We start from the raw sequence: 20946 nt of genomic DNA, 5'->3' as shown, positions 1-20946 counted from the left end.
AACGCCCGGTCCCATTCCGAACCCGGAAGCTAAGACCCACAGCGCCGATGGTACTGCACCCGGGAGGGTGTGGGAGAGTAGGACACCGCCGGACATAAATTAAGAAGGGCCCCAGCCACCGGTTGGGGCCCTTCGTCTTTAACCCACCCGTACGCCTTTGACCCCCGGTAGAGTTGGTGGTCATGGAAAATCTCTTTAGCCACCCCGAATCGGAGCCCGAGTCGTCCAGGCAGGATACTGACGGCCTGGAGCCCTTCATCATCACTGTTGTGGTTCCCACCAACGTTTCGCATGCCTTCCAGGGGTTCACTGATCATCCACACCTTTGGTGGCCGCTGGAACAAGAGAGTGTGTACGGCGAAGGTTCACATGTTGAGTTCGAAGAGAACCTGATCCTGGAGACGGCCGAGGATGGCCGTACGTCCGTGTGGGGGACCATCGACGATTGGCAGCCTCCGTTGTCCTTCCACGCCAGCTGGTATCCGGCCAGTACGCCCCTGTGGTCCACTGAGATCCGTGTGGTGTTCCGGGCGGTGGAAGAGGGCACTGAAGTGCGTCTGATCCACGATGGTTGGGAAGGCGCCGAGGACCCTGCGGCATCCCGCGCTTCCTACGCCGAAGGATGGCCCCGCGTCTTGGAGCGCTACGTGAGGTTTATGGGCGGAGCCGTTGCCTAGGATTCGCCGACTCCACGCGAAGGATTGGGCGTTGTTGAAGGCGATCCGTCTGGAGATGCTCACAGATACGCCCATGGCCTACGTGGAGAGCCTGGATGCCGCCCGCCGGCAAACCGAAACCCAATGGCAGGAGCGTGCTGCCGCGATGTCCGGCGATGACAGCATCACCGTGGTTGCCGACACAGGCGAAGACGGCAGCAAGCTCTGCGGCCTGATGCGTGTGGTGCTCAAACATCCCCAGAGCCCGGACGGGCCGCTGCAGGCCATGCTGATCAGCGTCTATGTGGCACCGGAGCACCGGGGACTGGGATTGGCCGACGAACTCCTGAAGATGTCCTGCAGCGCTGCGGCGGAGGAATTGGAGGCCGAAAGCATCGAGCTCGGTGTTCACGAGGAGAATGTGAGGGCGCTTGCGTTCTACCGGCGCCACGGTTTCGAGACCACGGGTGCCAGCAGGCCTTACCCGCAGGACACGTCAAAGCTTGAGCTCGCGATGGAACGTCGGCTTCCGTAAGCAGGCCTAGGAGGCGCCGGACTTCGGCACAGCTGTACTTGTCCGGACCACCAGTTTGGTGGGGTGCTCGGTATCGGCCGGTTCCAGGACCAGGCCGTTGTTGATGGCACCCAGCAGAGTCCTGACGGCCACTGCGCCCTGGCCCTTGGCGTCTTGGTCGATCGTGGTCAGCCCCAAGACCTTGCCGAGGTCATGCCCGTCGATGCCCATGACCGAAAGGTCGTCCGGGATGCGCAGGCCGAAGTCCCGGGCAGCGAGTATGGTGCCGATTGCCATTTCATCTGACGCCGCGAACACTGCGGTGGGCCTCTCAGGTGCGCTGGCCAGCAGTTGCCGCGCGGCCGCGTATGCGCCCTCTATGGTGAAGTCCGCGGAAACAATCCATTCGGGCCTGACGGGGCAGCCGGCGTCGTTCATTGCTTTCTCAAAACCGCTGCGGCGGGTTCCCGGCAGGTGGAAGTCCTGGTCGTAGGCTTCCAGGCCGGTGATGTGCGCGATCTTGGTGTGCCCCAGGCCCAATAGGTGGTTGGTGGCTTTCAGGGCGATTCCCGAGTCGTCGATCCTGATGGTGGATGCTCCCGGCAAAGGACCACCGATGCCCACAATGGGCCGGTGCACTGCGTGAAGTCTCTGGATCTCGTCTTCGCTGAGTTCCAGGGAGACCGCAATCACCGCATCCACCCGTTTGCGGAGCAGGAAGTCGTTGAAGACGCTCTGCCGGTGCGCGGGGTTCTCCCCGATGTTGTAGAGGGTGAGGTCATAGCCGGCCTCCAGCAGCGCCGCTGAGGCACCCTCGATCACCGCTGAAAAGAACCAGCGGTGGACCGAGGGAACCACCAATCCGACGTTGTGCGTGCGCCCGGAGGCCAAGCTCGAGGCATGATAGGACAGCACAAACCCCAGCTCGGCCGCAGCGGTGCGGGCGCGCTCCCGGCTGGTGGGAGAGACGTTGCCCTTTCCGCTCAGTGCCCGTGAGACCGTGGCAACGGACAGCCCTGCTCGCTCGGCTACGTCCTTGATGCCGGTCATGCTGCTCCTCGGTTGAAAATTAGCTGGCTGAGAGCCAGATCGTCTCTCCCGAGCCTAGTGGATCTGCGCCTTCCGCCCCTGAGCTTCGCAGGATGACTGCACCTGACGGGAGTGGCATGTCCTCGGCCCCGACATTCATGATCACCAGGATGTTGCCGTTGAGGTAGGCCAGCGAGGTACCGCTGCAGTGGTCCTCCACCCAGGCCAGGGAGCCTTGGCCGAGGCGCAGTTCGGCTCGCCGGGCGAGCATGCGGCTGTAGAGGTTAAGGTGCGACGCCGGGTCAGACTCTTGTTTGTCCCTCGCCAGTGCGGGCCAGGACTCGGGCTGCGGCAGCCAAGGATCCATGCCGCTACCGAAGCCGGCATGGGGCTCTGCGGAGCGCCAGGGGAGTGGCACGCGGCAGCCATCGCGGCCGATGCGGGCTCCACCGGTTCGGGCGAAGGTGGGGTCCTGTCGGCGGGTGCCGGGGATGCTGGAAGAGTCGGGAAGGCCCAGTTCTTCGCCTTGGTAGAGGTAGGCGGCGCCGGGGAGGCCCAGCATGAACAGGGTGGCCGCGGCGGCGCGGCGTCGTCCGAGTTCTTCGTTGGGTTTCTCGTCGTCAGGGCCGATTCCGTCCCCGTCACGGGGTCCGGGTCCGTCGTAGCCGAATCGGGAAACGTGCCGGACAACATCGTGGTTGGACAACACCCAAGTACTCGGGGCGCCCACGGCATCCAGGGACACCAACGAGTCAGTGATGGTGTGGCGGAGGCGGTTCACGTCCAAGCCGGCGTGCAGGTAGGGGAAGTTGAAGGCCTGGTGCATCTCGTCCGGACGAACCCACTGTGCAAGGCGGGGGAGCGGATCCACATTTGCTTCGGCGCACAGGATGCGGTCCGGTCCGTACTCTTCCAGGATGGAACGCCAGCGGCGGTAAATATCGTGCAGGGCGGGCTGGCCAAACATGGGAGCGTCGTGGCCCGGGAAACCGTCGGAGCTGTTGCCGTCTGCGCGGCCACCCCAGTTGGGGAGGCCGGCGGCCTTTACCAGGGCGTGGGCGACGTCCACCCGGAAGCCGGAGATGCCGCGCTCCAGCCAGAAGCGGAGGACGCGCTCAAACTCGGCGTGGACGGCTGGGTTGTCCCAGTTGAAGTCCGGCTGAGAGGAGTCGAAGAGGTGCAGGTACCACTGGCCGGGGTGGCCATTCGGCTCCGTGATGCGTGTCCACGCCGGGCCACCGAAGTGCGATTGCCAGTTGTTGGGCGGCTCGTTGCCGTCGTCTCCCTGGCCGTCCCTGAAGATGAACATGTCCCGCTCCTGGCTGCCCGGCCCTGCAGCGAGGGCTGACTGGAAGGCGACGTGCTGATCCGAGCAGTGGTTGGGGACGAGGTCCGCGATGACGCGCAGGTTGAGCCTGTTGGCCTCCGCAATGAGGGAGTCAAAGTCGGCCAAGGTGCCGAAAAGCGGATCGACGTCGCAATAGTCGCTGACGTCGTAGCCGGCGTCCCGCTGGGGAGAGCGGTAGAAGGGTGACAGCCATACAGCGTCCACGCCCAGCCCTGCCAAGTGCGCGAGTTCGGCCGTGATGCCCGCCAAGTCTCCTACGCCGTCACCGTTGAGGTCACGGAAGGATCGCGGATAGATCTGGTAAATCACAGCCGAACGCCACCAACCGTGCGCCGTGGAGGCATCGTGGACCGGGGTCAGATGCGAGAAAGCTGCTGCGGGCTCGTGGGTCGCAACCGAGAGCATGGAATCAACGGACATGAAACACATCGTAGAAGAGTTTTCCAAAAAGTGTAAACGTTTCCAGTCCTAAGGGTGCTGTCTTTGCGGTACTTTTGCGAGGCAGGTTTCTTGGATCTGCGACGATGCTCACAAAGTGTGGAAGCGCTTGCGGCTGAACTGCCGCTCCACCGGAATGTGGGCGATTCCCGGGACAGTGATGGACGCCTGCTGGAGGACATCCCGTGCCACCGGAGAAGTGCGGCGCTGGCTAGACTGGCACTGAAAAGACTGCGAAGACTGCCGGTTTGGCGTGTCCGCGGAGCTCATGTGGAGGGAAAGCCTTGTCGGACGAAACGGCCGTTGCCGGAACATCAGAGGAAAACATCAAGGAACGCACCATAGGCCGTGGCGAAGACGCCCAGCCCTCAGCCGCGCAGCGGACCTTCCTGCAAGAACTTGAAGCCGGACTTGCTGCCGGGAAAATTGCGAACGATGAAGAGACCCTCACCGTATACTCGGCCGATCAGGGCCCGTTACTGGACAGGCACCTGCCACTCGCTGTGGTCTGGGCCGGGTCCGTTGAGGATGTCCAGCACATCGTTCGCATCTGCGCGGCCCATCAGGTGCCCATCGTCGCACGGGGTGCCGGCACGGGTGTCTCCGGAGGTGCGCACGCCACCCAAGGCTGCATCGTCCTGAGCTTGGAACGGATGAACCGCATCCTTGACCTCAACCCCAACGACGAGACCGCCGTCGTCGAGCCCGGCGTCATCAACGCCGACCTCAACGCAGCCGCCGCCGAACACGGTCTCATGTACGCGCCGGACCCCGCCAGCTACAAGATGTCCACCATCGGCGGCAACGTGGCCACCAACGCCGGCGGACTGAGGTGCGCCAAATACGGCGTCACACGCGATTCCGTGCTGGCACTGGACGTCGTCATGGCCGACGGTACGCTCATGCACACCGGTCACCAGACCTTCAAAGGCGTGGCAGGCTATGACCTCACCGCGCTGCTGGTGGGCTCGGAAGGAACGCTGGGGATCGTGGTGGGAGTGACGGTTCGCCTGAAGTACCTGCCGCGCGAAATCCACACCATCGCCGCGTTCTATCAGGACTTCCGCAGCGCAGCCGCCGGCGTACTGGCCGTCGGCAGGGCACGCGTACAGCCCGCCATCATGGAACTGCTGGACAACGGCACGCTGGTGCAGTTGGACGAACTGCACGGCGGCGACCTGCAAAAGCGCGGCAAGTCACTGTTGCTCATCCAGACAGATGGGTTCGGTGCCGCAGCAGAAGCCGACGTCGTCCGGGAGGTACTCGCCGAGGGCGGCGCCACAGTGACCACCGAAGCCAGCGCAGAAGCCGAAATGCTGGTGGAACTCCGGCGGAACAGCCGCGGCGTAGAGGTGGACGACGAATTCAGGGTGGGCGAAGACATTGCCGTCCCTCGCTCGCGGCTGGTGGACTTCGTGGCGGAACTCGAATCAATGGCCGCCCGATACCAGGTGCGGCTCAAGGTGGTGGCCCACGCCGGCGATGGAAACCTGCACCCCACCTTCTGGATGGACCGTGTGGACCCCACCAGCGACGCCGACGCCCTGCAGCGACTCAACGCTGCCCTGGACGAATCCATCCGGGTAGGACTGGAAATGGGCGGAACCATCACCGGTGAGCACGGGGTGGGGCAATACAAGCTGCGCTGGCTCGGCCTCGAGCAGCCCGAGCCGGTGCGTGAGCTGCAGCGGCGGATCAAGGAACTGTTCGATCCCCAGGGGATTCTGAACCCGGGGAAGGCCATCTAAGGCTGGCTCTTCGTGGGTGGGCGGCCCGAAGGCCGCAACGCTCGGCGCGCTCGGTCGTCCCTCCCCGGCGGCACCCCAACCTCGCAAGCTCGGTCGGGGACCCCTGCCGCCGTGGGCCCACCTTAGACGCGCGCTGCCGCGTTCCGACACCGCGGGCCGGTGCGCACCTGTGACGCTCTATCACGTCCCTCGGGTTTGGGTGTGACGCTCTATCACGTCCCTCGGGTTTGGGTGTGACGCTCTATCACGTCCCTCGGGTTTGGGTGTGACGCTCTATCACTTGCGCTCCTCTGGCAGATCCGCACAGCACTTCTTGGTATTCCAAAGACTTGTCGCGTCTAAGGCCTGTCACATCCATGTTGCTTGTTTATCCGCATTTACATTCCGTCATTCTCCTCATAGTCTAACTTGGTATACCAAAGTTGCTATGAGGGGAATGACGTGCGCGAGAAGCGGCAGGCTGGAGTGGGACCGAGTCCGAGGCTGATGGCGGGGCTCGTGTTGCTTGCGCTCGTCATGGTTTCCATCAATCTTCGGCCTGCCATAACAACTGTTGCCGGGGTGATGAACCAGGTGCCTGGCGTCTTCGGTTTGGATCCGTCGCTTCTTCCGTTGCTGGGGACCTTGCCGGTGCTGGCTTTTGGTATTTCGGGGCCGATTGGGCCCTGGCTGGCCCGGCGTCTTGGGACCGGCCGCGCCGTCGCCGTGGCGTTGTTGGTTCTCGCTGCTGCCCTGATTGTTCGGGCGACAGTTCCGGCACTTTTGCTTCCAGGTACGTTCTTGGCGGGCATGGCGATCATGACCGCGAGCGTCCTGGTGCCTCAGATCGTCAAGGCAAACCGCGGCACAGGCTGGTGGACAGGGTTGTGCACCATGGGATTCGGGCTCGGAGCCGCGCTTGGGGCAGGGCTGGTCCAACCACTTGAGCAAGCATTCGGCGGCAACCTGCCCTCAGCCTTGGCCGTCTGGGCGGTACCGGCGTTACTGGGAGCGTTCCTGATCCACCGATCCGGAGGACGCCCGACGGCACCCACCACGGCGTCCAGCGCGGCTACCAGCCCGGCCGCCAGCGCTACTCCCACCATCACCGGGGCCCCTGATGCGGCCACTCCGCTCCGGAGGCAACGCACCGCGTGGGCCGTGACGGCGTTCTTCGGGCTCCAAGCCATGCTGTACTTCGCAATCACGTCCTGGCTGGCTGTGTACTTGGTATCCCGTGGACTCGCGCCCGCTGATGCCGCAGCCTTGCTTGCTTGGTTTAGCCTGGCGGGCTTGCCAGCCAGCTTGCTGGCACCTGTGCTGGCCGGCCGGCCCAGGATCTTGAGGATCATGGCGCCCGGACTTGGCCTGTCTGTGGCAGCTGCGCTGCTGGGAGTTCTGATGGCACCGGTTGAGCTGCAGTTCCTCATGGTCGGGATCTTGGGCGTGGTCCAGAGTGCCGGATTCGGGCTGGCGATGGCGCTGGTGGTGATCCGATCAATTGGGCCCCAGTCCGCAGGTCGGCTATCGGCCATGAGCCAAGGATTCGGTTTCGCGTTGGCGTCCCTTGGCCCGCTGGGCGCCGGGTTGCTGCATGCCATGACCGGTGGCTGGGAAGTGACGTTCTGCATGCTCGCTGCAGAAGCCGTAGTGCTGGCAGGTGCAGGCTTCTTTGCCATCCGTGGACCCCTCGTCAGCGCGGAGGCAACAGAGGCGACCGCGCCGCCTGAGCAAGCAACTACGAACGGCTCCAAGGCCACGTCCGTTCGATAATCCGGCCATTCGAGGCAAGGGGAAGTGAGCGCCACCGCGTCCGCTTGTCCGGAAAACGGGTGGGGCCTGTTCGCGCAGCAACTCGGCGGCGTATCCTCGGCCATATGACCAACTCAGCAGCAACAGGTACCAATCAACCGGAAACGCCAGCTACTGAAATCCTGGAGACCAACGAGTGTTGGGAGCTCCTGCGTGGGGTCTCGGTGGGCAGGCTCGCCGTTGTGGTGGACGATCACCCGGATATCTTCCCCGTGAATTACAAAGTGGATCACGGAACCATGGTGTTCCGGACCGGTGAAGGCACCAAGCTTCATGCAGCTCTCGGCGACGCTCCGGTGGCCATCGAAGCGGATGGCGTCAATGCCGATACCGGGGTGGCATGGAGCGTGGTGGTCAAGGGCCAGGCGTCCGCTGTGAAGCTGACCCAGGACGTGCTGGATACAGTCGGCCTCCTGCTGTTCCCCTGGGAGGCGGGGCAGAAGGACCAGTTCATCCGCATCACTCCGAGCGAAGTGACCGGGCGCCGCTTCACGGTCACTCCAGCTGTGACGTGGTGGTCGCCGTTGGATGATGCGCCCACGGCGCGCAGCGAATAACTCCTAACGACGAAACCCGCCCTCGTTCGACGTCCTCACGCTGTACGGCGCGGAGTTCGAACAAGGGCGGGTTGTTTGCTGACGCTAGACGAGTTCCAGCTGCTCGGCCACCACCCTGCCGGCGTGAATCACAGTGCGGTCCTTGCCACGGTCCATCACCGTGGAGGCTACCGTTTCGCCGTCCACCAGGAGCAGCTCAGCGGGGTCACCGACCTCGACGCCGGGACGGTGGGCGGTGTCCTTCAGCCTGGTCGCGCCGGGGTCAAGAATGCTCGCTCCGCCGATCGTGGCGATGGCCAGGCAGTGCTCGATGAGTTCGTCCTTGCGGAAGCCGTGGGTAAAGGCGAGCTGCCAAGCCCGGTCCAGCATGTCCGTGTTGCCGTAGGGGGACCAGTAGTCGCGCTGGCCGTCCTCGCCGAGGCCCAAACGAACACCGGCTTCGGTGAGCAGCGGGATGGGCAACTGGCCTGCAGCGGAAGGAGCAACCGAAGCCAGGGAGACATCGAGGTCCGCGAAGGCCTCAATGAGCCTGCGCGTGGTGGCCTCGTTGACGCTGCCCAGCTGGTACGCATGGGACATGGTGACTTTGCCCTGCATGCCCAGCGCGCGGGTGCGTTCCAGCACCAAATCGGTGCTGAAGACGCCCAACTCACCGGGCTCGTGAAGGTGGACGTCGATGGGAACCTGATATTTCTCAGCCAGCCCAAACACGATGTCCAGGTGCTTCGCCGGATCGCGGTCCAGCGTGCAAGGATCGATCCCGCCCATCACGTTGGCACCGGCTTTCAACGCCTCTTCCATGAGCTCCACCGTGCCCTCTTCCAGTAACAGTCCGGCCTGAGGGAAGGCGATGATGTCCACGGAAGCCTGGCCGGAGAACTTCTCCTTGGCAGCAGCAACGGCGTCGAAACGCTCCAGCTTGCAGTCCACATCCACCTGAGCGTAGGAGCGAACGCGGGTGGTGCCCCGGGCGATCATGCGGGCCAGGGTGTCGTTCACGCGTTCCTGCAGGGGAACTTCGGCGTTCCGCCAGTTTTGACGGTCGTTCATCATCATGGTCCACACGCCGGGACCGCCTGTGTGTTCCCGGAACGGGAGGCCGATCCGGGTGGAGTCCAAGTGAACGTGGACATCCGAGAACGACGGCAGCAGCAGGCGCCCACGTCCTTCGACAACAGTGACGCCATCCGGGACCACGCGCGCAGGGTTGTGTGGTTCGACGGCGGTGATCTTGCCGCCTGCTTCGCCAGCGACGAGGGTGACGTCGCTGAGCGCTTGCCCCCAAGGGCGGACGGCGCGGATCAGGGTATTCAATGGTTGCTCCTTTTGCTAGTGAATCTAGTGCATGCCTCTATTGCACGCCTGCCAAGACCGTTGCGGCCATACCTGTGTGGTGGCAGGCGGGCTCAGCGGGCTGGGCGGGCGCGGGGATCTGGTTGATGCAGCGTTGACGCTGTTCCTCCGGGAGCGTGCCGATCAGCGGGCACCGGGTCCGGAAGACGCAGCCGCTGGGCGGATTAGCCGGCGAGGGAAGGTCTCCACGCAGCCGGATTTTCACCTGTTCACGGGCGGTCCGGGGATCCGGAAGGGGCACTGCCGAAAGTAATGCCCTGGTGTAAGGGTGCAAGGGGTCGCTGAACAAAGCGTCACGAGGCCCCTGCTCAACGATCTTGCCCAAGTACATCACTGCCACTTCATGGGAAATGTGCCGGACCACCGAGAGGTCGTGGGCAATGAAGATGTAGGAAACGCCGGTGTCGCGCTGGATCTGCTGCAACAGGTTCACCACCTGCGCCTGCACGGAGACATCCAGTGCGGACACTGGTTCGTCGCACACAATCACCGACGGGTTCAGGGAAATCGCCCGGGCTATACCCACACGTTGACGCTGACCCCCGGAGAACTCGTGCGGGAACCGGTTGTAGTGTTCCGGCTTGAGCCCCACCTGGTCCAGGAGTTCCTTGACCCGGTTCTTGAGCCCACCCGGCGGATTGATCTTCTGCGCCACCATGGGAGCGGCGATGGCCGTACCCACCGTCTGACGCGGATTCAGCGAAGCGAAGGGATCCTGGAAAATCATCTGGACTTTACGGCGGAAGTTGTACAGATCCTTGCCGCGGAGCCCGCTGATGTCCTCGCCGTCCACCAGAATCCTTCCGCCCGTCGGGTCCATGAGGCGGGCCACCATCCGGCCGGTGGTGGACTTACCGCACCCGGACTCACCTACGAGCCCCAAGGTCTGGCCACGGGCGAGACTGAACGATACGCCGTCGACCGCTTTGACCGAGCGCTTAGGGGCACCCGGAAGCATGCCGCCCTTCAGCGGGAAGTGCTTTTGCAGGTTCTCCACCTGGAGAATTGGCTGATGTTCCATGGCGGGTCCTAACGCGAATTCCGGATGGGGATGATCTGCGGGCCGCTCAAGTGGCAGCGTTTGCCGTGCCCGTCCTCTATCCGCAGTTCCGGCCGCTGGCTGACGCAGATGCCGTCGCCGGCGAGTTCCGTGTACTGGCACCGTGCGCTGAAGATGCAGCCTTGGGGCAGGTCAAGGAGCGACGGCGGCTGGCCGGGTATGGGGTTCAGCCGGCTCGACGCGCTGTTGAGCGTAGGCATCGAATTGAGCAGTCCCAGGGTGTAAGGGTGCTGGGTATCGTAGAAGATTTCGTCCACCGGCCCGGACTCAACGCACTGGCCGCCGTACATGACCAGCACGTTGTCGCAGACCTCGGCAACCACGCCGAGGTCGTGTGTGATCAGGATCAACGCCGAATTGGTTTCTTCTTGGAGCTCGGACATCAGATCCAGGATCTGGGCCTGGACCGTCACATCCAGCGCAGTGGTTGGTTCATCGGCAATCAGCAGTTCAGGCTCGCATATCAGTGCCATGGCGATCATGGCACGCTGCCGCATGCCGCCGGAGAAGTGGTGCGGGTACTCGTCGTAGCGCTGCTCAGGGCTGGGGATACCCACCCTGCCCAGCATGTCGACGGCGGCAGCCCGGGCCTGCTTTTTGCTCGCCTTGTTGTGGACCAGGTACGCCTCGGCAATCTGGTGACCCACCGTATAGAAGGGGTGCAGCGCTGAAAGGGGATCCTGGAAGATCATGCCGATGTTGCGGCCACGGAGAGGGCGCATGGCCGACTCGGGCAGGGTGACCAGGTCCTTGCCCTGGAACATCGCCTGGCCTGTGACCTGGGCGGACGTGCCTTTGAGCAGGCCCATCAGCGCCTGGCTGGTCACGGATTTTCCCGAACCGGACTCGCCCACAATGCCAAGGGTCTGACCCCGTTCCAGTGAGAAGTCCATGCCGTTCACTGCGGAAACAACGCCGTCATCCGTAGGGAACTTCACGGTGAGGCCGCGGACCTCAAGGAACGGTGCTGTTCCACCTGCCGTACCGCCGGCCGGGGCGCTCGCCGTCTTGGCGGTGATATTCAACTGGGTCATTGGAGCCTCACTCGGGGATCGATGGCGGCGTAGGCGAGGTCCACCACAACGTTCGCCACGATCACGAAGAACGCGGCCAACATGGTGATGGCCATGGTGACGGGGAGATCGCCGGAAATGGCGGCGTGTACGGCGGTGAAGCCCAGACCGGGGACGGAGAAGATCTGCTCGGTGAGAACTGCACCGCCCAGCAACAGGCCTATGTCCATGCCGAGCATGGTCACCACCGGTGTGATGCCGGCCCGAACGCCGTGCTTGAAGGTGACTGTCCGCGGGGCCAGACCCTTGGAGCGGGCCGTTCTAATGAAGTCCTCGCCGAACGTCTCGATCATGTTGGTCCGGGTGACACGGATGTAGGAAGCACTGAAGAGCACAGCCAGCGCAATCCAAGGCAGCAGGTAGTTGGCCACCCACGCCCCGGGTCCTTGCGGGCCGAAGGGACTGCTGATCTCGTTGGTGGTGAAGGGCAACAGGTGCAGTTGGTTGACGAACAGGAGCAGCAGGAACAGGCCCGTGACGGGGATGGGCAGTGAAACGCCAACGGAGGCGGCACCCACAATGAACTTATCCACGGGTGAGCCTTTGCGGAGGGCGGCCAGAAGACCAAGCCCGACGCCGGTGATGGTCCACAGCACCAGTGCGCCGATGGCCATGGAGAAGGTGTAGGGGAGTGAGCGGCCGATGATGTCGGCTACGTTCTCATTGGTTTGGAAGGACTTTCCGAGGCACGGCCATTCGCAAAGAGTCTGCGCACCCGGGGCGCCGATCATTCGCGAGGAAAAGAGCCCGCGGATGTAATCGGCGTACTGGACGAAGAAGGGCTGGTCCATGCCCAAAGCAACACGGGCCTCGGCCACGCGCTCGGGTGTGCACTCCTGACCGCAAGCAGCGGCTGCGGGATCAGAGGGGCCGAGTTGGAAAAGCGTGAAGGTAATAAAGCTGACCGCGGCGAGAAGCAGGACCAACGAACCGGTCCGGCGAAGAATGAAAGTCATCATGGTTGGTGGTTGCGGGCCGCCCGCTGATGCAGGCGGCCCGCTTCTCCTTCTGGACTATGCCCGAATAGTTTTCGAAGCCCGGTTATTGCTCGACGCCGACGATCGAGAGATCGATGCCGCCGAAGAAGTAGCCCACCTGGGCGTTGCGGACGTTGGAACCCACCACGCTGTTGGTGTGGCTGCGGATGAGCGGGACGATCGGGTAGGTCTTCAAAGCTGAGCCGAACGCCTCGGACCACTTCTTGCCCAGTTCCTCGGAGGTGCCGTCCGTATTGCGGAGATCGAACATGGCCTTGGAAACTACGGGATCGAAGTAGCGGGAGGTGTTGGAGAAGCCGTAACTGGTGCCCTCGTTGTTCGGTCCCAGCAGGGGATCCGCGGAGGTGCGGATCGACGCCGGGTCGGCACCGCCGCACCAGCCGGAACGGCCCATGTCCGGCAGCTGCTCGCTGGCCAGTACGGAGTAGTAGTTGGGTGCCGGGATCGGAACCAGCTCAACCTCGATGCCCAGGGCCTTGAGGTTCTGCTGGACAACGGTGCCGGTGTTCTTGAAGGCATCCCGATTGTTGGCATACCCGTACGTCAGGGTCTTGGGGAAGTCCTTGCCTTCAAGGAGCTTTTTGGCTTCCTCCAGCTTCGGCTTACCGGTGGGATCCAGTTCCAGTTCGGTTTCAACATAGCCGCGCATTTTGGCATTGAGCGGGCTCTGGGTGATCTCGCCGAAGCGTCGTCCACCGTACTGGACCAGGATGGACTGGCGGTCCAGCGCCAACGCGATGGCCTTGCGGACATCCGGGTCCGTGATCTTTTGGGTGTTCAAACTCAGGACGTCGTTGCATCCCAGGAGGCCCGAGGCAACGCGATCCTTGACCTTGGCATCCGCCAGCTTGGCCGAGTCCGAGGTCTGGAGTGCGCCGTTGGAATCAAGGGTGATGGCATTCGGATCAGAGTCAGCCAAAAGCTGCTGGCTGATGGTGGCCTGGGAGGTGGAGAGAGAGAAACTGAAAGTGTCCGGAAGGGCCGAGCGGTTGGGGTCCGTGGCGGGGTCCCAGTGCGGGTTACGGACCAGCTTCAGGGACTTGCCGCGGTTGTAGGACTCCACCATGTACGGGCCGGAGGACACCGGATGGTTGGTGTAGTCGAGCTTGGTGTCCTTGGCCTTCGGGACCGGCGCCGTATTGGAACGGGACGCCAGGGCCGGGAACTCCGCAAAAGGCTTCTTCAGGTGGAAGACCACGGTGCGCTCGTCGGGTGTTTCAACCGCCTTGAGCACAGCGGAAGGATCCTTGTACGGCCCCTTGTACCCGCCGGCGTCGAGCGCTGCATTCAACTCCTGCGGCGCCTGGGTGAAGACATCCTGGGCGAAGGTTCGCTCCACGCCGTACTTGATGTCCGCCGAGGTGATGGGCGTTCCGTCCTCGAACTTCACGCCTTCCTTGAGGGTGAAGGTCCAGCTGAGACCGTCGTCGGAGACCTTGCCGGTGTCCGTTGCGAGGTCCGGGACCACTGTTGGCGGCTGGCCCGCTGTTTCCTTGGCCATGGTCAGGGTGCGGTAGTAGAGCTGGCCCACGTTCGCGGTCTGAACGTAGTTGCTGTTTCCGGGATCCAGCGTCTGGAAATCGGACGACATCAGCACGTTGATGTTGCCGCCCTTGGCGGTGAAGCCGGACTTGACTACGTTGGGGGCCAACTCCGTGACCGAACCGGCGGGCTTGGAACTGCTGGGCTGGCTTTGGCCGGCGCCGCAGCCGGTAGCGGCCATGGCGATCAGCACCGAAAGTGCCAGAGCTCTTGCAGGGGTTTTCATGATGCTCCTTGTGAGGGGTGACAGGCGATGCGGGGATGAGGGTTAGTGCGAAATTTGCTAGCGGGAGGACTTGGGGTCCAGGGCATCCCGGACGGCGTCGCCCAGAAGGTTGAAGGCCAGGACGGTGATGACGAGCATGATGCCGGGGACCGCGAGGAACCACGGATCGCTGAGGTACCAGTTGCCGGACTGGGCGGCGTTGAGCATCTGGCCCCACGACGGTGTGGGGTCCTTGACGCCGACGCCCAGGAAGGAGAGGGCTGCCTCGGCCGAGATGTTGGTGGGGATCAGCATGGTGGCGTACACCAGGACCACTCCCATGACGTTGGGGATGATCTGCCGGAAGAGAATGCTCAGGTGTGAGGCGCCGAAGGATCGGGCTGCTTCGACGAACTCGCGCTCGCGGAGGCTCAGCACCTGGCCTCGGACGATTCTGGCGAGGTACGCCCAACCGAAGAAGCCCAGGATGATCACCAGGGAGGCCGTGGGCAGGAAGCTGCCTTCGCCCAGCGGCGTGTCCCTTAGCCGTGACTGCAGGATGGGTGTCAGGGAGAGCACCAGGAGAAGGTGCGGGAAGGCCAGGAACAAGTCCATGATGCGGCTGATGATGGCGTCCGTCTTACCGCCGAAGTAGCCGGCTGCCGCGCCAAGGACAGTTCCTAGGACCACTGAAACCACCGTGGAGAGCAGCGCGATGGTCAGTGACACTTGTCCGCCGTAGGCGAGCCTGGCGAACAGGTCGCGTCCCAATCCTGGCTCGACGCCCAACCAGTGTTGGGCCGAGGGATACATGTAGCCGGGAAGAGGCAGGCCGGGGGTTTGGAAGTCATCCAGAACCTCGGGACTGGTGTTGGACGTGTAGGGGTCGTTGCCAGAGATGGCGCTGAGGACGGGAGCCAGGATGGCGAACAGCAGGATGGCAACCACCACGCACAGGCTGAGGAGCGCGATCTTGCTGCGCCGGATCCTCATCCAGGCCGTGGCGAGGAGGGAACGTGCTTCGGCAGGAGCTTTGGCCTCCGGCGACGTTGCCGGAGGGAGCGGCGGGCTGCCGATGCTTGGTTCGACGGACTGTATCTGGGTCAACGGTTCTGCTCGTTTCATGATCAGGAGCTGGCTCCGGAGTTCTTGTATACCAAAATAGACTAGAGCAGGATTGATGCGATGTAAATCACAAATAATGTACTGTTTGGAATACCAGAGAGTAATACGAGCTGTCCCTCGCGGACAGGAAACAGGAGTCGCCGTGCCTACCAAGGTCACCGCCCGCTACGTGCTGGGGCATCAGAACGGCCGCCACGTTCTGCTCGAAAATGCGTGCGTGGTCTACAGTGGCCACACCATCGACTACGTGGGATACGAGTACACCGGGCCGGTGGACGAGGAAGTCCACGTAGGCGAAGCGCTGCTGATGCCCGGCCTGATCGACCTCGACGCGTTGACGGACATAGACCACCTCATTCTGGACAGCTGGGCAGGTCCGGAGCAGGCCAAGGGCCATCAGTGGTCCGAGGATTACTTCCAGCACCGCCGCGCTGACGTCTTCACAGCAGAAGAACGCCAGGAGATCCGCGAGTACGCCCTCATCCAGCTGATACTTCACGGCATCACCACTTACATGCCCATCGCCTCGGAAGTTCACTCGGAGTGGGCTGAGCCTTTCGAGGAACTGGTGGGCATGGCGGACACCAGCCGCCGCTTGGGCCTGCGCGGCTATTTGGGCCCCGCCTACAGATCCGGTGTGAACGTCGTGTTGGCGAACGGCGAACGCTCGGTAATGTTCGACGACGGCAGGGGACGTGAGGGACTCGCCGACGCCTTGCGCTTCATTGACCACGCAACGGAGCTGAACGATCCGCTGGTCAACGGTGTTCTGCTCCCGTGCCGGATCGAAACCCTGGACATCGAGCTGCTCAAGGCGACAGCGGCGGCTTCCAGCGAGCGGGACGTGCTGGTGCGCCTGCACTCACTGCAGGGCCTCGTGGAGCGCGAGCTCATCCTGGACTGGCACGGAGTCACACCCTTGGAGCTCCTGGACCAAGTGGGAATGCTGAACGAGCGCCTGCTCATCCCGCACGCCACCTACATGGACAGGAATCCTGCTGTGTTTGGGGAGGACCGCGGCGACCTCGCCCGGTTGGCAGCAAGCGGTGCCAGCATCATCCATTGCCCGTTGACGTCCATGCGTTACGGAAGCACGCTGGATTCCTTCAATGCCTACAAGGCAGCAGGGGTCAACATTTCGCTGGGTACCGACTCCTTCCCGCCGGACCTGATCCGCGGCATGGACGCGGGAGTGCAGCTTGCCAAGATCCTCGCCGGGAGGAACGACGCCGGCGACGTCGCCGGATACGTCGACGCCGCCACCCTGGGCGGTGCGCATGCTTTGAGGCGCCCGGACCTTGGCCGGCTGCAGCAAGGCGCCCAAGCCGACCTCGTGGCCTTCTCCCTGGGGGACTTCCGGGACGGTGTCCACGACGACCCGTTCCGCACCCTGCTCCTCAACGGCACAGCCCGCCAGGCCGTGCTTTCAGTGGTAGCCGGACGAACCATCATGGCCGAAGGGCGCATCGATGGAGTGGACCTGGACTACTGGCGCGTCAAGGGCCAGGAACTCTTTGACAAGATGCGCCGCGCCTACAGCGTCCGGGACAGCCGGAACCGTGCGGCGGATGAGCTGTTTCCTCCCGTGTATGCTCGGTTGGAACGCTGACCGGCGCCGTCCGCCGCAGGGAGCGGACACTGGCATGAAGGGAAGTTTGACAGTGGCTGAGGCGATGCCGGAAACCGGGAATGGCCGCGACGAAGAGGCCCGCGCGGAGAATGTCTACCAACTGGTGTTGGAGGGCATTGTCACGGGCACGTACGCGCAGGGTATGCGGTTGCGGGAACGCGAACTTTCAGAGCTCTATAACGTCTCCCGCATTCCTGTGCGCGAAGCCATCCAGCGCCTGGAACAGGACGGCTTCGTGGCAACTTTCCCCCGCCGCGGTGCGGTGGTGCGCCAGCTGACCCTCACGGATGTCAACGAGCTTTTTGATGTGCGCCTCTGCCTTGAGACGTTTGCCGCGCGCATGGCCGCCACACGTGTAGCCGAAGGCAGCGACGGCGGACGGCTGGAAGAACTCATGGAGGCCTCCAAAGCAGCCATCGACGACGAACGGACCGACGACGTCGCCTTGATTAGCGCCGAGCTCCACGCCGAAATCGTGCGACTGTCCGGGAACAGGCTGCTGATTGAATCCGTGAAACCCCTGTTCGGGCGGATGCGCTGGATCTTTGGACTGGCCCACAACCGCAGCAATGAGCTCCAACGCGATGAACACACCGAACTGTGCAACGCCATCCTGAAGGGTAAGCCGGATCTGGCCTACTCGCTGGCGTACTCGCACATCGAGCTGGGCCGCGAACCCGTTCTGGCCGGGCTGGCCGAGACGCTGGAACCGTGAGTTCTTGTACAGCTAACGCCCTTTAGAAGCCCTCTTAGGGGCATTAGCTGTACAAAAACTCGTTAGTCGTCCGCGTCCGGGTACTCGTCCTCGTCGTCGTACCGGCCGGATTCCTCCACTTCCACCTCAAGGATCTTGAGCAACTCCGTATCCGGGTTCAGCATGATGGCGGCCTCGTCGCGGCGGTGCTGCAGCACCGTATCCAGGTAGGACTGCACGGTCTCCGCCAAGGGGACGTACCTGTCCTGCTTCTGGCTCATGTACCAGCGGTGCTCCAGGACTTCGTGGACCACTTCCGCGGGCTCCAGTTTCCCGGCGAGGTGCCGCGGAATGGAACGCACTATGGGCTCGAAGATCTGGCTGACCCAGATGTGGGCGCTGATTTCCTCGTCCAGGTCCGGGTTGTTGTCCGCACGGAACTGGTCCATGTCGTTGAGGAGCCTGCGGGCCTGGTTTTCCTGGGCGTCCAGGCCGGTGAGGCGCAGCAAGCGACGCTGGTGGTGACCGGCGTCGACCACTTTTGGCTGGAGCTGGATGGTGGAGCCGTCCGCCGTGGTCTTGATGGCGTACTCCTCCACGTCGAAGCCGAGCTCGTTGAGGCGTCGGATCCGGGCAGCCACGCGCCACCTTTCGCCGAGTTCGAAGGATTCCTTCTCCGTCAGTTCGGTCCAGAGCCGGCGGTAACTGTCCATGATCAGCTCACTGGTGGCTACGGGATCCACCTTTTCCTCGATGAGGCCGCCGTCCAGCAGGTCCATCAGTTCACCGGCGATGTTCACGCGGGCGATTTCGAGGTCGTATTCCCGCTGGCCCATGGAGAGGTCCGGGTAGAGCTCGCCCGTTTCGGCGTCCACCAAGTAAGCGGCGAAGGCACCGGCATCACGGCGGAACAACGTGTTGGACAGCGAAACGTCACCCCAGTAGAAGCCCACCAGGTGCAGGCGCACCAGAAGCAGCGCCTGAGCGTCAATGAGCCGGGTCAGGGTGTCCTTGCGGAGCATCTGGGAAAACAATGCACGGTACGGCATGGAGAATTTCAGGTGGCGTGTGACCAGCACCGGATTCAGCGGCCTGCCATCCGCGGTGGTCCTGCCCGTGATGACAGCCACCGGCTCCACACAAGGAACGTCCAGTCGCGCCAGCTTCCGCAGCATGTGGTATTCATGGCGGGCAACGTGCTCAGAGGTTTCCTTGATGGCAATGACCGAGCCACCCAAATGTGCGAACCGGACGATGTGCCGGGAAATACCGCGGGGGAGCGCAGCAAGGTTCTCAGCCGGCCAGTCTTCCAAGGCAATATGCCACGGCAAATCCAGCAACTCCGGATCAGCCGCAGCAGCGGTGATATTCAGGGAACCGATGACACTGGCCGGCGGTGCGGTGTCCTGCGCACTCGCGGCTTCAGTGCGGGGGAGCTTGCCGATCTGCCCGTAGTCGGTGGGTTCGTCGTGCCACTGGGCTTCGTTTTGCTCGCTCATGCCTCAATTGTTCCGTACTTGGAGTCCGGGGCAGCTATCGCTTCAGCAAAGGGATACTCCGGCTTTGCTGACCACTCGACGTCGGGTGCTTCCTGGAAGACGACGCCCTGCTTGGTGAGCCGCTCACCCAAGACGCCCAACCGGCGTCGGAAGTCACCGGTGTTGCGGACCTCCGGGCCGGACCAGGCGACTTCCGCCAAGGAAACAGCACGTGGGTACAGGAGCCATTGGGCCTGCTTGTTGTCGCGGATGGTCTCGGACCACAGTGCGCCTTCGACGCCCAGGATCTGCTCCTCTGCCAAGCCACCCTGGGCCGGGTCCCAGTTGTAGTACTCGGACCAAGTGAAGGGTCCACCTTCAACCCATTCGAGTCCCACCGGGCTGTCCGACGCGTACTTCTGGTCCAGGTAGGTGTTGGCCGCGGGGGACATGATCACCCGAGAAGCTGCTTCTCCGGCCTGCCGTACCACCGGCTCGAAATCGCCGTGCCAGTACTGGATCACAGCACCTTCCGGAAGCTCGACGGCGGCGAATTCGTTCCAGCCCACCACGGTCTTGCCGGTTTCAGCGCCGATCCGGACGAATTGTTGGACCATGGTCACGTAGTCGTCATGTCCGGTGACATGGGCTTCGTCGCCGCCGATGTGCACGTAGGGGCCCACCGTGATGGCGGCGAGCTGGCCAAGGACTTCGCGGACGAACTCGTAGGTGACCGGCAGGTCAGCGGTCAGGGTTGACCAGCCCACCTCGGAGGTGGTGCTCATGGGTTTCGCCTGGCCATCAGGATTGAGCTGGGGTATGGCCGCGAGGGCCGCATTGACGTGGCCCGGGAGGTCGATCTCCGGCACCAGCAGCACGTTCTTGCTGGCGGCGTAGGCCTGGATGTCCCTGAAATCCTGCTGCGTGTAAAAGCCATGCCGTCCGCGGGCTGGGACCGCGGTGGGCACCTCTACCGCGCCCAGCCCGCCGATCTCTGTCAGCTTGCCGTAGGGCAACCCGGACGGGTTGTGTTCCGGTTCGTGGATTTCGATGCGCCACGATTGGTCATCGGTGAGGTGCAGGTGCAGGGCGTTGAGCTTGAACTGCGTCATGACGTCGATCTGCTCTTTCACCTCCTCCACGGTGAAGAAATTACGGGCCACGTCCAGCATGAGGCCGCGGTACGCGAACCGCGGAGCGTCCGCAATGTCGACGGCGGGAATCACCCCGGTGCCTGCTGTGCCGCTGCTTGCGGTGCCGTTGCTTTCGGTGGGACCGGGGCCCTCGATGGACGCCGGAAAAAGCTGCCGCAGCGTCTGCGCTCCGTTGAACAGTCCCGCGGCGGTGGACGCCGTGATCTTGACCCCATCCTCGGTGACGCTGAGCGCGTACGCTTCCGGGCCGCCGTCGAACGCTTCCACCAGCTCGAGGGAGATGTCACCGGGGAGGCTGTCTTCCACGATGGGCAGATCAAAACCGGTGCCGCGGCGCAGGAGCGCTGCGAGCTGTTCCGCGACGGGGGCTGCTGAGTCGCCGGCGGCGATCCGGGCGGTGGATGAGAGCGTGAAAGCCGGGCCGTCCAGTAGTGCGACGTGGGAGGGGCGGGGGATCAGGTTATCTGTGGTGTTCATGCCGTTCTTTCGCCAGAGTTAGGTTAACGCGAGAGCGGCCCGACCGGGAGGGGTCGGGCCGCTATCAAAATGCGGA

17 protein-coding genes and 1 rRNA gene are annotated in these 20946 nt (G+C 63.4%); 8 read left to right on the top strand and 10 right to left on the bottom strand.

The window, feature by feature from the left end:
* From rrf to ACIQH5_RS20965, 3 genes are all read left to right on the top strand, one after another.
* Positions 1 to 94: ribosomal RNA gene (rrf, locus tag ACIQH5_RS20975) — 5S ribosomal RNA — on the top strand; the annotation flags it as partial.
* 88 nt (positions 95 to 182) lie between these two features.
* The gene (locus ACIQH5_RS20970; protein ID WP_400407333.1) at positions 183 to 677 is read left to right on the top strand and encodes an SRPBCC domain-containing protein; all 495 of its coding nucleotides are present in this window, start codon (positions 183 to 185) and stop codon (positions 675 to 677) included.
* The gene (locus ACIQH5_RS20965; protein ID WP_400407330.1) at positions 670 to 1191 is read left to right on the top strand and encodes a GNAT family N-acetyltransferase; all 522 of its coding nucleotides are present in this window, start codon (positions 670 to 672) and stop codon (positions 1189 to 1191) included. Before ACIQH5_RS20970 ends, ACIQH5_RS20965 begins: the two co-directional genes overlap by 8 nt.
* A gap of 6 nt (positions 1192 to 1197) precedes the next feature.
* Here the strand turns inward: ACIQH5_RS20965 and ACIQH5_RS20960 are convergent, their stop codons facing one another.
* Both ACIQH5_RS20960 and ACIQH5_RS20955 read right to left on the bottom strand, forming a co-directional pair.
* On the bottom strand, positions 1198 to 2220 hold the full coding sequence (locus tag ACIQH5_RS20960; protein ID WP_400407328.1) for a LacI family DNA-binding transcriptional regulator: 1023 nt from the start codon (positions 2218 to 2220) through the stop codon (positions 1198 to 1200).
* A 19-nt stretch (positions 2221 to 2239) separates the two neighbouring features.
* Entirely contained in the window at positions 2240 to 3967 is a 1728-nt protein-coding gene (locus ACIQH5_RS20955) for a glycoside hydrolase family 13 protein (RefSeq protein WP_400407325.1), read from the bottom strand.
* A 302-nt stretch (positions 3968 to 4269) separates the two neighbouring features.
* Between ACIQH5_RS20955 and ACIQH5_RS20950 the strand changes: the two genes are divergently transcribed.
* The 3 genes from ACIQH5_RS20950 (at position 4270) to ACIQH5_RS20940 (ending at position 8081) form a co-directional block, all read left to right on the top strand.
* Positions 4270 to 5733 (top strand): FAD-binding oxidoreductase, encoded by a 1464-nt coding sequence (locus ACIQH5_RS20950; protein WP_400407322.1) that lies wholly within the window; start codon positions 4270 to 4272, stop codon positions 5731 to 5733.
* A 498-nt stretch (positions 5734 to 6231) separates the two neighbouring features.
* On the top strand, positions 6232 to 7485 hold the full coding sequence (locus ACIQH5_RS20945; protein ID WP_400407320.1) for an MFS transporter: 1254 nt from the start codon (positions 6232 to 6234) through the stop codon (positions 7483 to 7485).
* Between the two features lie 104 nt (positions 7486 to 7589).
* The gene (locus ACIQH5_RS20940) at positions 7590 to 8081 is read left to right on the top strand and encodes a pyridoxamine 5'-phosphate oxidase family protein (RefSeq protein WP_400407318.1); all 492 of its coding nucleotides are present in this window, start codon (positions 7590 to 7592) and stop codon (positions 8079 to 8081) included.
* A gap of 84 nt (positions 8082 to 8165) precedes the next feature.
* Here ACIQH5_RS20940 and ACIQH5_RS20935 read toward each other — a convergent pair whose 3' ends face one another.
* The 6 genes from ACIQH5_RS20935 to ACIQH5_RS20910 form a co-directional block, all read right to left on the bottom strand.
* A complete protein-coding gene (locus ACIQH5_RS20935; RefSeq protein WP_400407315.1) occupies positions 8166 to 9395 on the bottom strand; it encodes an amidohydrolase family protein in 1230 nt (409 codons plus the stop codon).
* Between the two features lie 37 nt (positions 9396 to 9432).
* Positions 9433 to 10455, bottom strand: coding sequence for an ABC transporter ATP-binding protein (locus ACIQH5_RS20930; protein ID WP_400407313.1), 1023 nt, complete (start codon positions 10453 to 10455; stop codon positions 9433 to 9435).
* 8 nt (positions 10456 to 10463) lie between these two features.
* Complete coding sequence (locus ACIQH5_RS20925) at positions 10464 to 11528, bottom strand: ABC transporter ATP-binding protein (RefSeq protein WP_400407310.1); 1065 nt, start codon at positions 11526 to 11528, stop codon at positions 10464 to 10466.
* Positions 11525 to 12526: an ABC transporter permease gene (locus ACIQH5_RS20920; RefSeq protein WP_024819679.1), complete on the bottom strand. Its 1002-nt coding sequence runs from the start codon at positions 12524 to 12526 to the stop codon at positions 11525 to 11527. Before ACIQH5_RS20920 ends, ACIQH5_RS20925 begins: the two co-directional genes overlap by 4 nt.
* A gap of 82 nt (positions 12527 to 12608) precedes the next feature.
* Complete coding sequence (locus tag ACIQH5_RS20915) at positions 12609 to 14333, bottom strand: ABC transporter substrate-binding protein (protein ID WP_400407307.1); 1725 nt, start codon at positions 14331 to 14333, stop codon at positions 12609 to 12611.
* A 57-nt stretch (positions 14334 to 14390) separates the two neighbouring features.
* A complete protein-coding gene (locus ACIQH5_RS20910; RefSeq protein ID WP_400407305.1) occupies positions 14391 to 15437 on the bottom strand; it encodes an ABC transporter permease in 1047 nt (348 codons plus the stop codon).
* 142 nt (positions 15438 to 15579) lie between these two features.
* Between ACIQH5_RS20910 and ACIQH5_RS20905 the strand changes: the two genes are divergently transcribed.
* Both ACIQH5_RS20905 and ACIQH5_RS20900 read left to right on the top strand, forming a co-directional pair.
* Entirely contained in the window at positions 15580 to 17046 is a 1467-nt protein-coding gene (locus tag ACIQH5_RS20905) for a chlorohydrolase family protein (RefSeq protein ID WP_400407302.1), read from the top strand.
* A gap of 34 nt (positions 17047 to 17080) precedes the next feature.
* The gene (locus ACIQH5_RS20900; RefSeq protein ID WP_258142172.1) at positions 17081 to 17782 is read left to right on the top strand and encodes a GntR family transcriptional regulator; all 702 of its coding nucleotides are present in this window, start codon (positions 17081 to 17083) and stop codon (positions 17780 to 17782) included.
* A 62-nt stretch (positions 17783 to 17844) separates the two neighbouring features.
* Here the strand turns inward: ACIQH5_RS20900 and ACIQH5_RS20895 are convergent, their stop codons facing one another.
* Both ACIQH5_RS20895 and ACIQH5_RS20890 read right to left on the bottom strand, forming a co-directional pair.
* Complete coding sequence (locus tag ACIQH5_RS20895) at positions 17845 to 19260, bottom strand: DUF4032 domain-containing protein (protein WP_011773665.1); 1416 nt, start codon at positions 19258 to 19260, stop codon at positions 17845 to 17847.
* Entirely contained in the window at positions 19257 to 20870 is a 1614-nt protein-coding gene (locus tag ACIQH5_RS20890; protein WP_400407298.1) for a beta-N-acetylhexosaminidase, read from the bottom strand. The genes ACIQH5_RS20895 and ACIQH5_RS20890 overlap by 4 nt, the downstream gene beginning before the upstream one ends.
* Between the last annotated feature and the right edge of the window lie 76 nt (positions 20871 to 20946).

The sequence above is a fragment of the Paenarthrobacter sp. NPDC091711 genome (genome assembly GCF_044756605.1).
GTDB lineage: Bacteria > Actinomycetota > Actinomycetes > Actinomycetales > Micrococcaceae > Arthrobacter.
This window is presented reverse-complemented; position numbering and strand designations above follow the sequence as displayed.

Bases quoted from the DNA above. Each gene is read 5' to 3' on its own strand.
- ACIQH5_RS20970 (WP_400407333.1), top strand. From the start codon at position 183: ATGGAAAATCTCTTTAGCCACCCCGAATCGGAGCCCGAGTCGTCCAGG.
- ACIQH5_RS20960 (WP_400407328.1), bottom strand. From the start codon at position 2,220: ATGACCGGCATCAAGGACGTAGCCGAGCGAGCAGGGCTGTCCGTTGCC.
- ACIQH5_RS20955 (WP_400407325.1), bottom strand. From the start codon at position 3,967: ATGTCCGTTGATTCCATGCTCTCGGTTGCGACCCACGAGCCCGCAGCA.
- ACIQH5_RS20940 (WP_400407318.1), top strand. From the start codon at position 7,590: ATGACCAACTCAGCAGCAACAGGTACCAATCAACCGGAAACGCCAGCT.
- ACIQH5_RS20930 (WP_400407313.1), bottom strand. From the start codon at position 10,455: ATGGAACATCAGCCAATTCTCCAGGTGGAGAACCTGCAAAAGCACTTC.
- ACIQH5_RS20925 (WP_400407310.1), bottom strand. From the start codon at position 11,528: ATGACCCAGTTGAATATCACCGCCAAGACGGCGAGCGCCCCGGCCGGC.
- ACIQH5_RS20920 (WP_024819679.1), bottom strand. From the start codon at position 12,526: ATGATGACTTTCATTCTTCGCCGGACCGGTTCGTTGGTCCTGCTTCTC.
- ACIQH5_RS20915 (WP_400407307.1), bottom strand. From the start codon at position 14,333: ATGAAAACCCCTGCAAGAGCTCTGGCACTTTCGGTGCTGATCGCCATG.
- ACIQH5_RS20910 (WP_400407305.1), bottom strand. From the start codon at position 15,437: ATGAAACGAGCAGAACCGTTGACCCAGATACAGTCCGTCGAACCAAGC.
- ACIQH5_RS20900 (WP_258142172.1), top strand. From the start codon at position 17,081: ATGAAGGGAAGTTTGACAGTGGCTGAGGCGATGCCGGAAACCGGGAAT.
- ACIQH5_RS20895 (WP_011773665.1), bottom strand. From the start codon at position 19,260: ATGAGCGAGCAAAACGAAGCCCAGTGGCACGACGAACCCACCGACTAC.
- ACIQH5_RS20890 (WP_400407298.1), bottom strand. From the start codon at position 20,870: ATGAACACCACAGATAACCTGATCCCCCGCCCCTCCCACGTCGCACTA.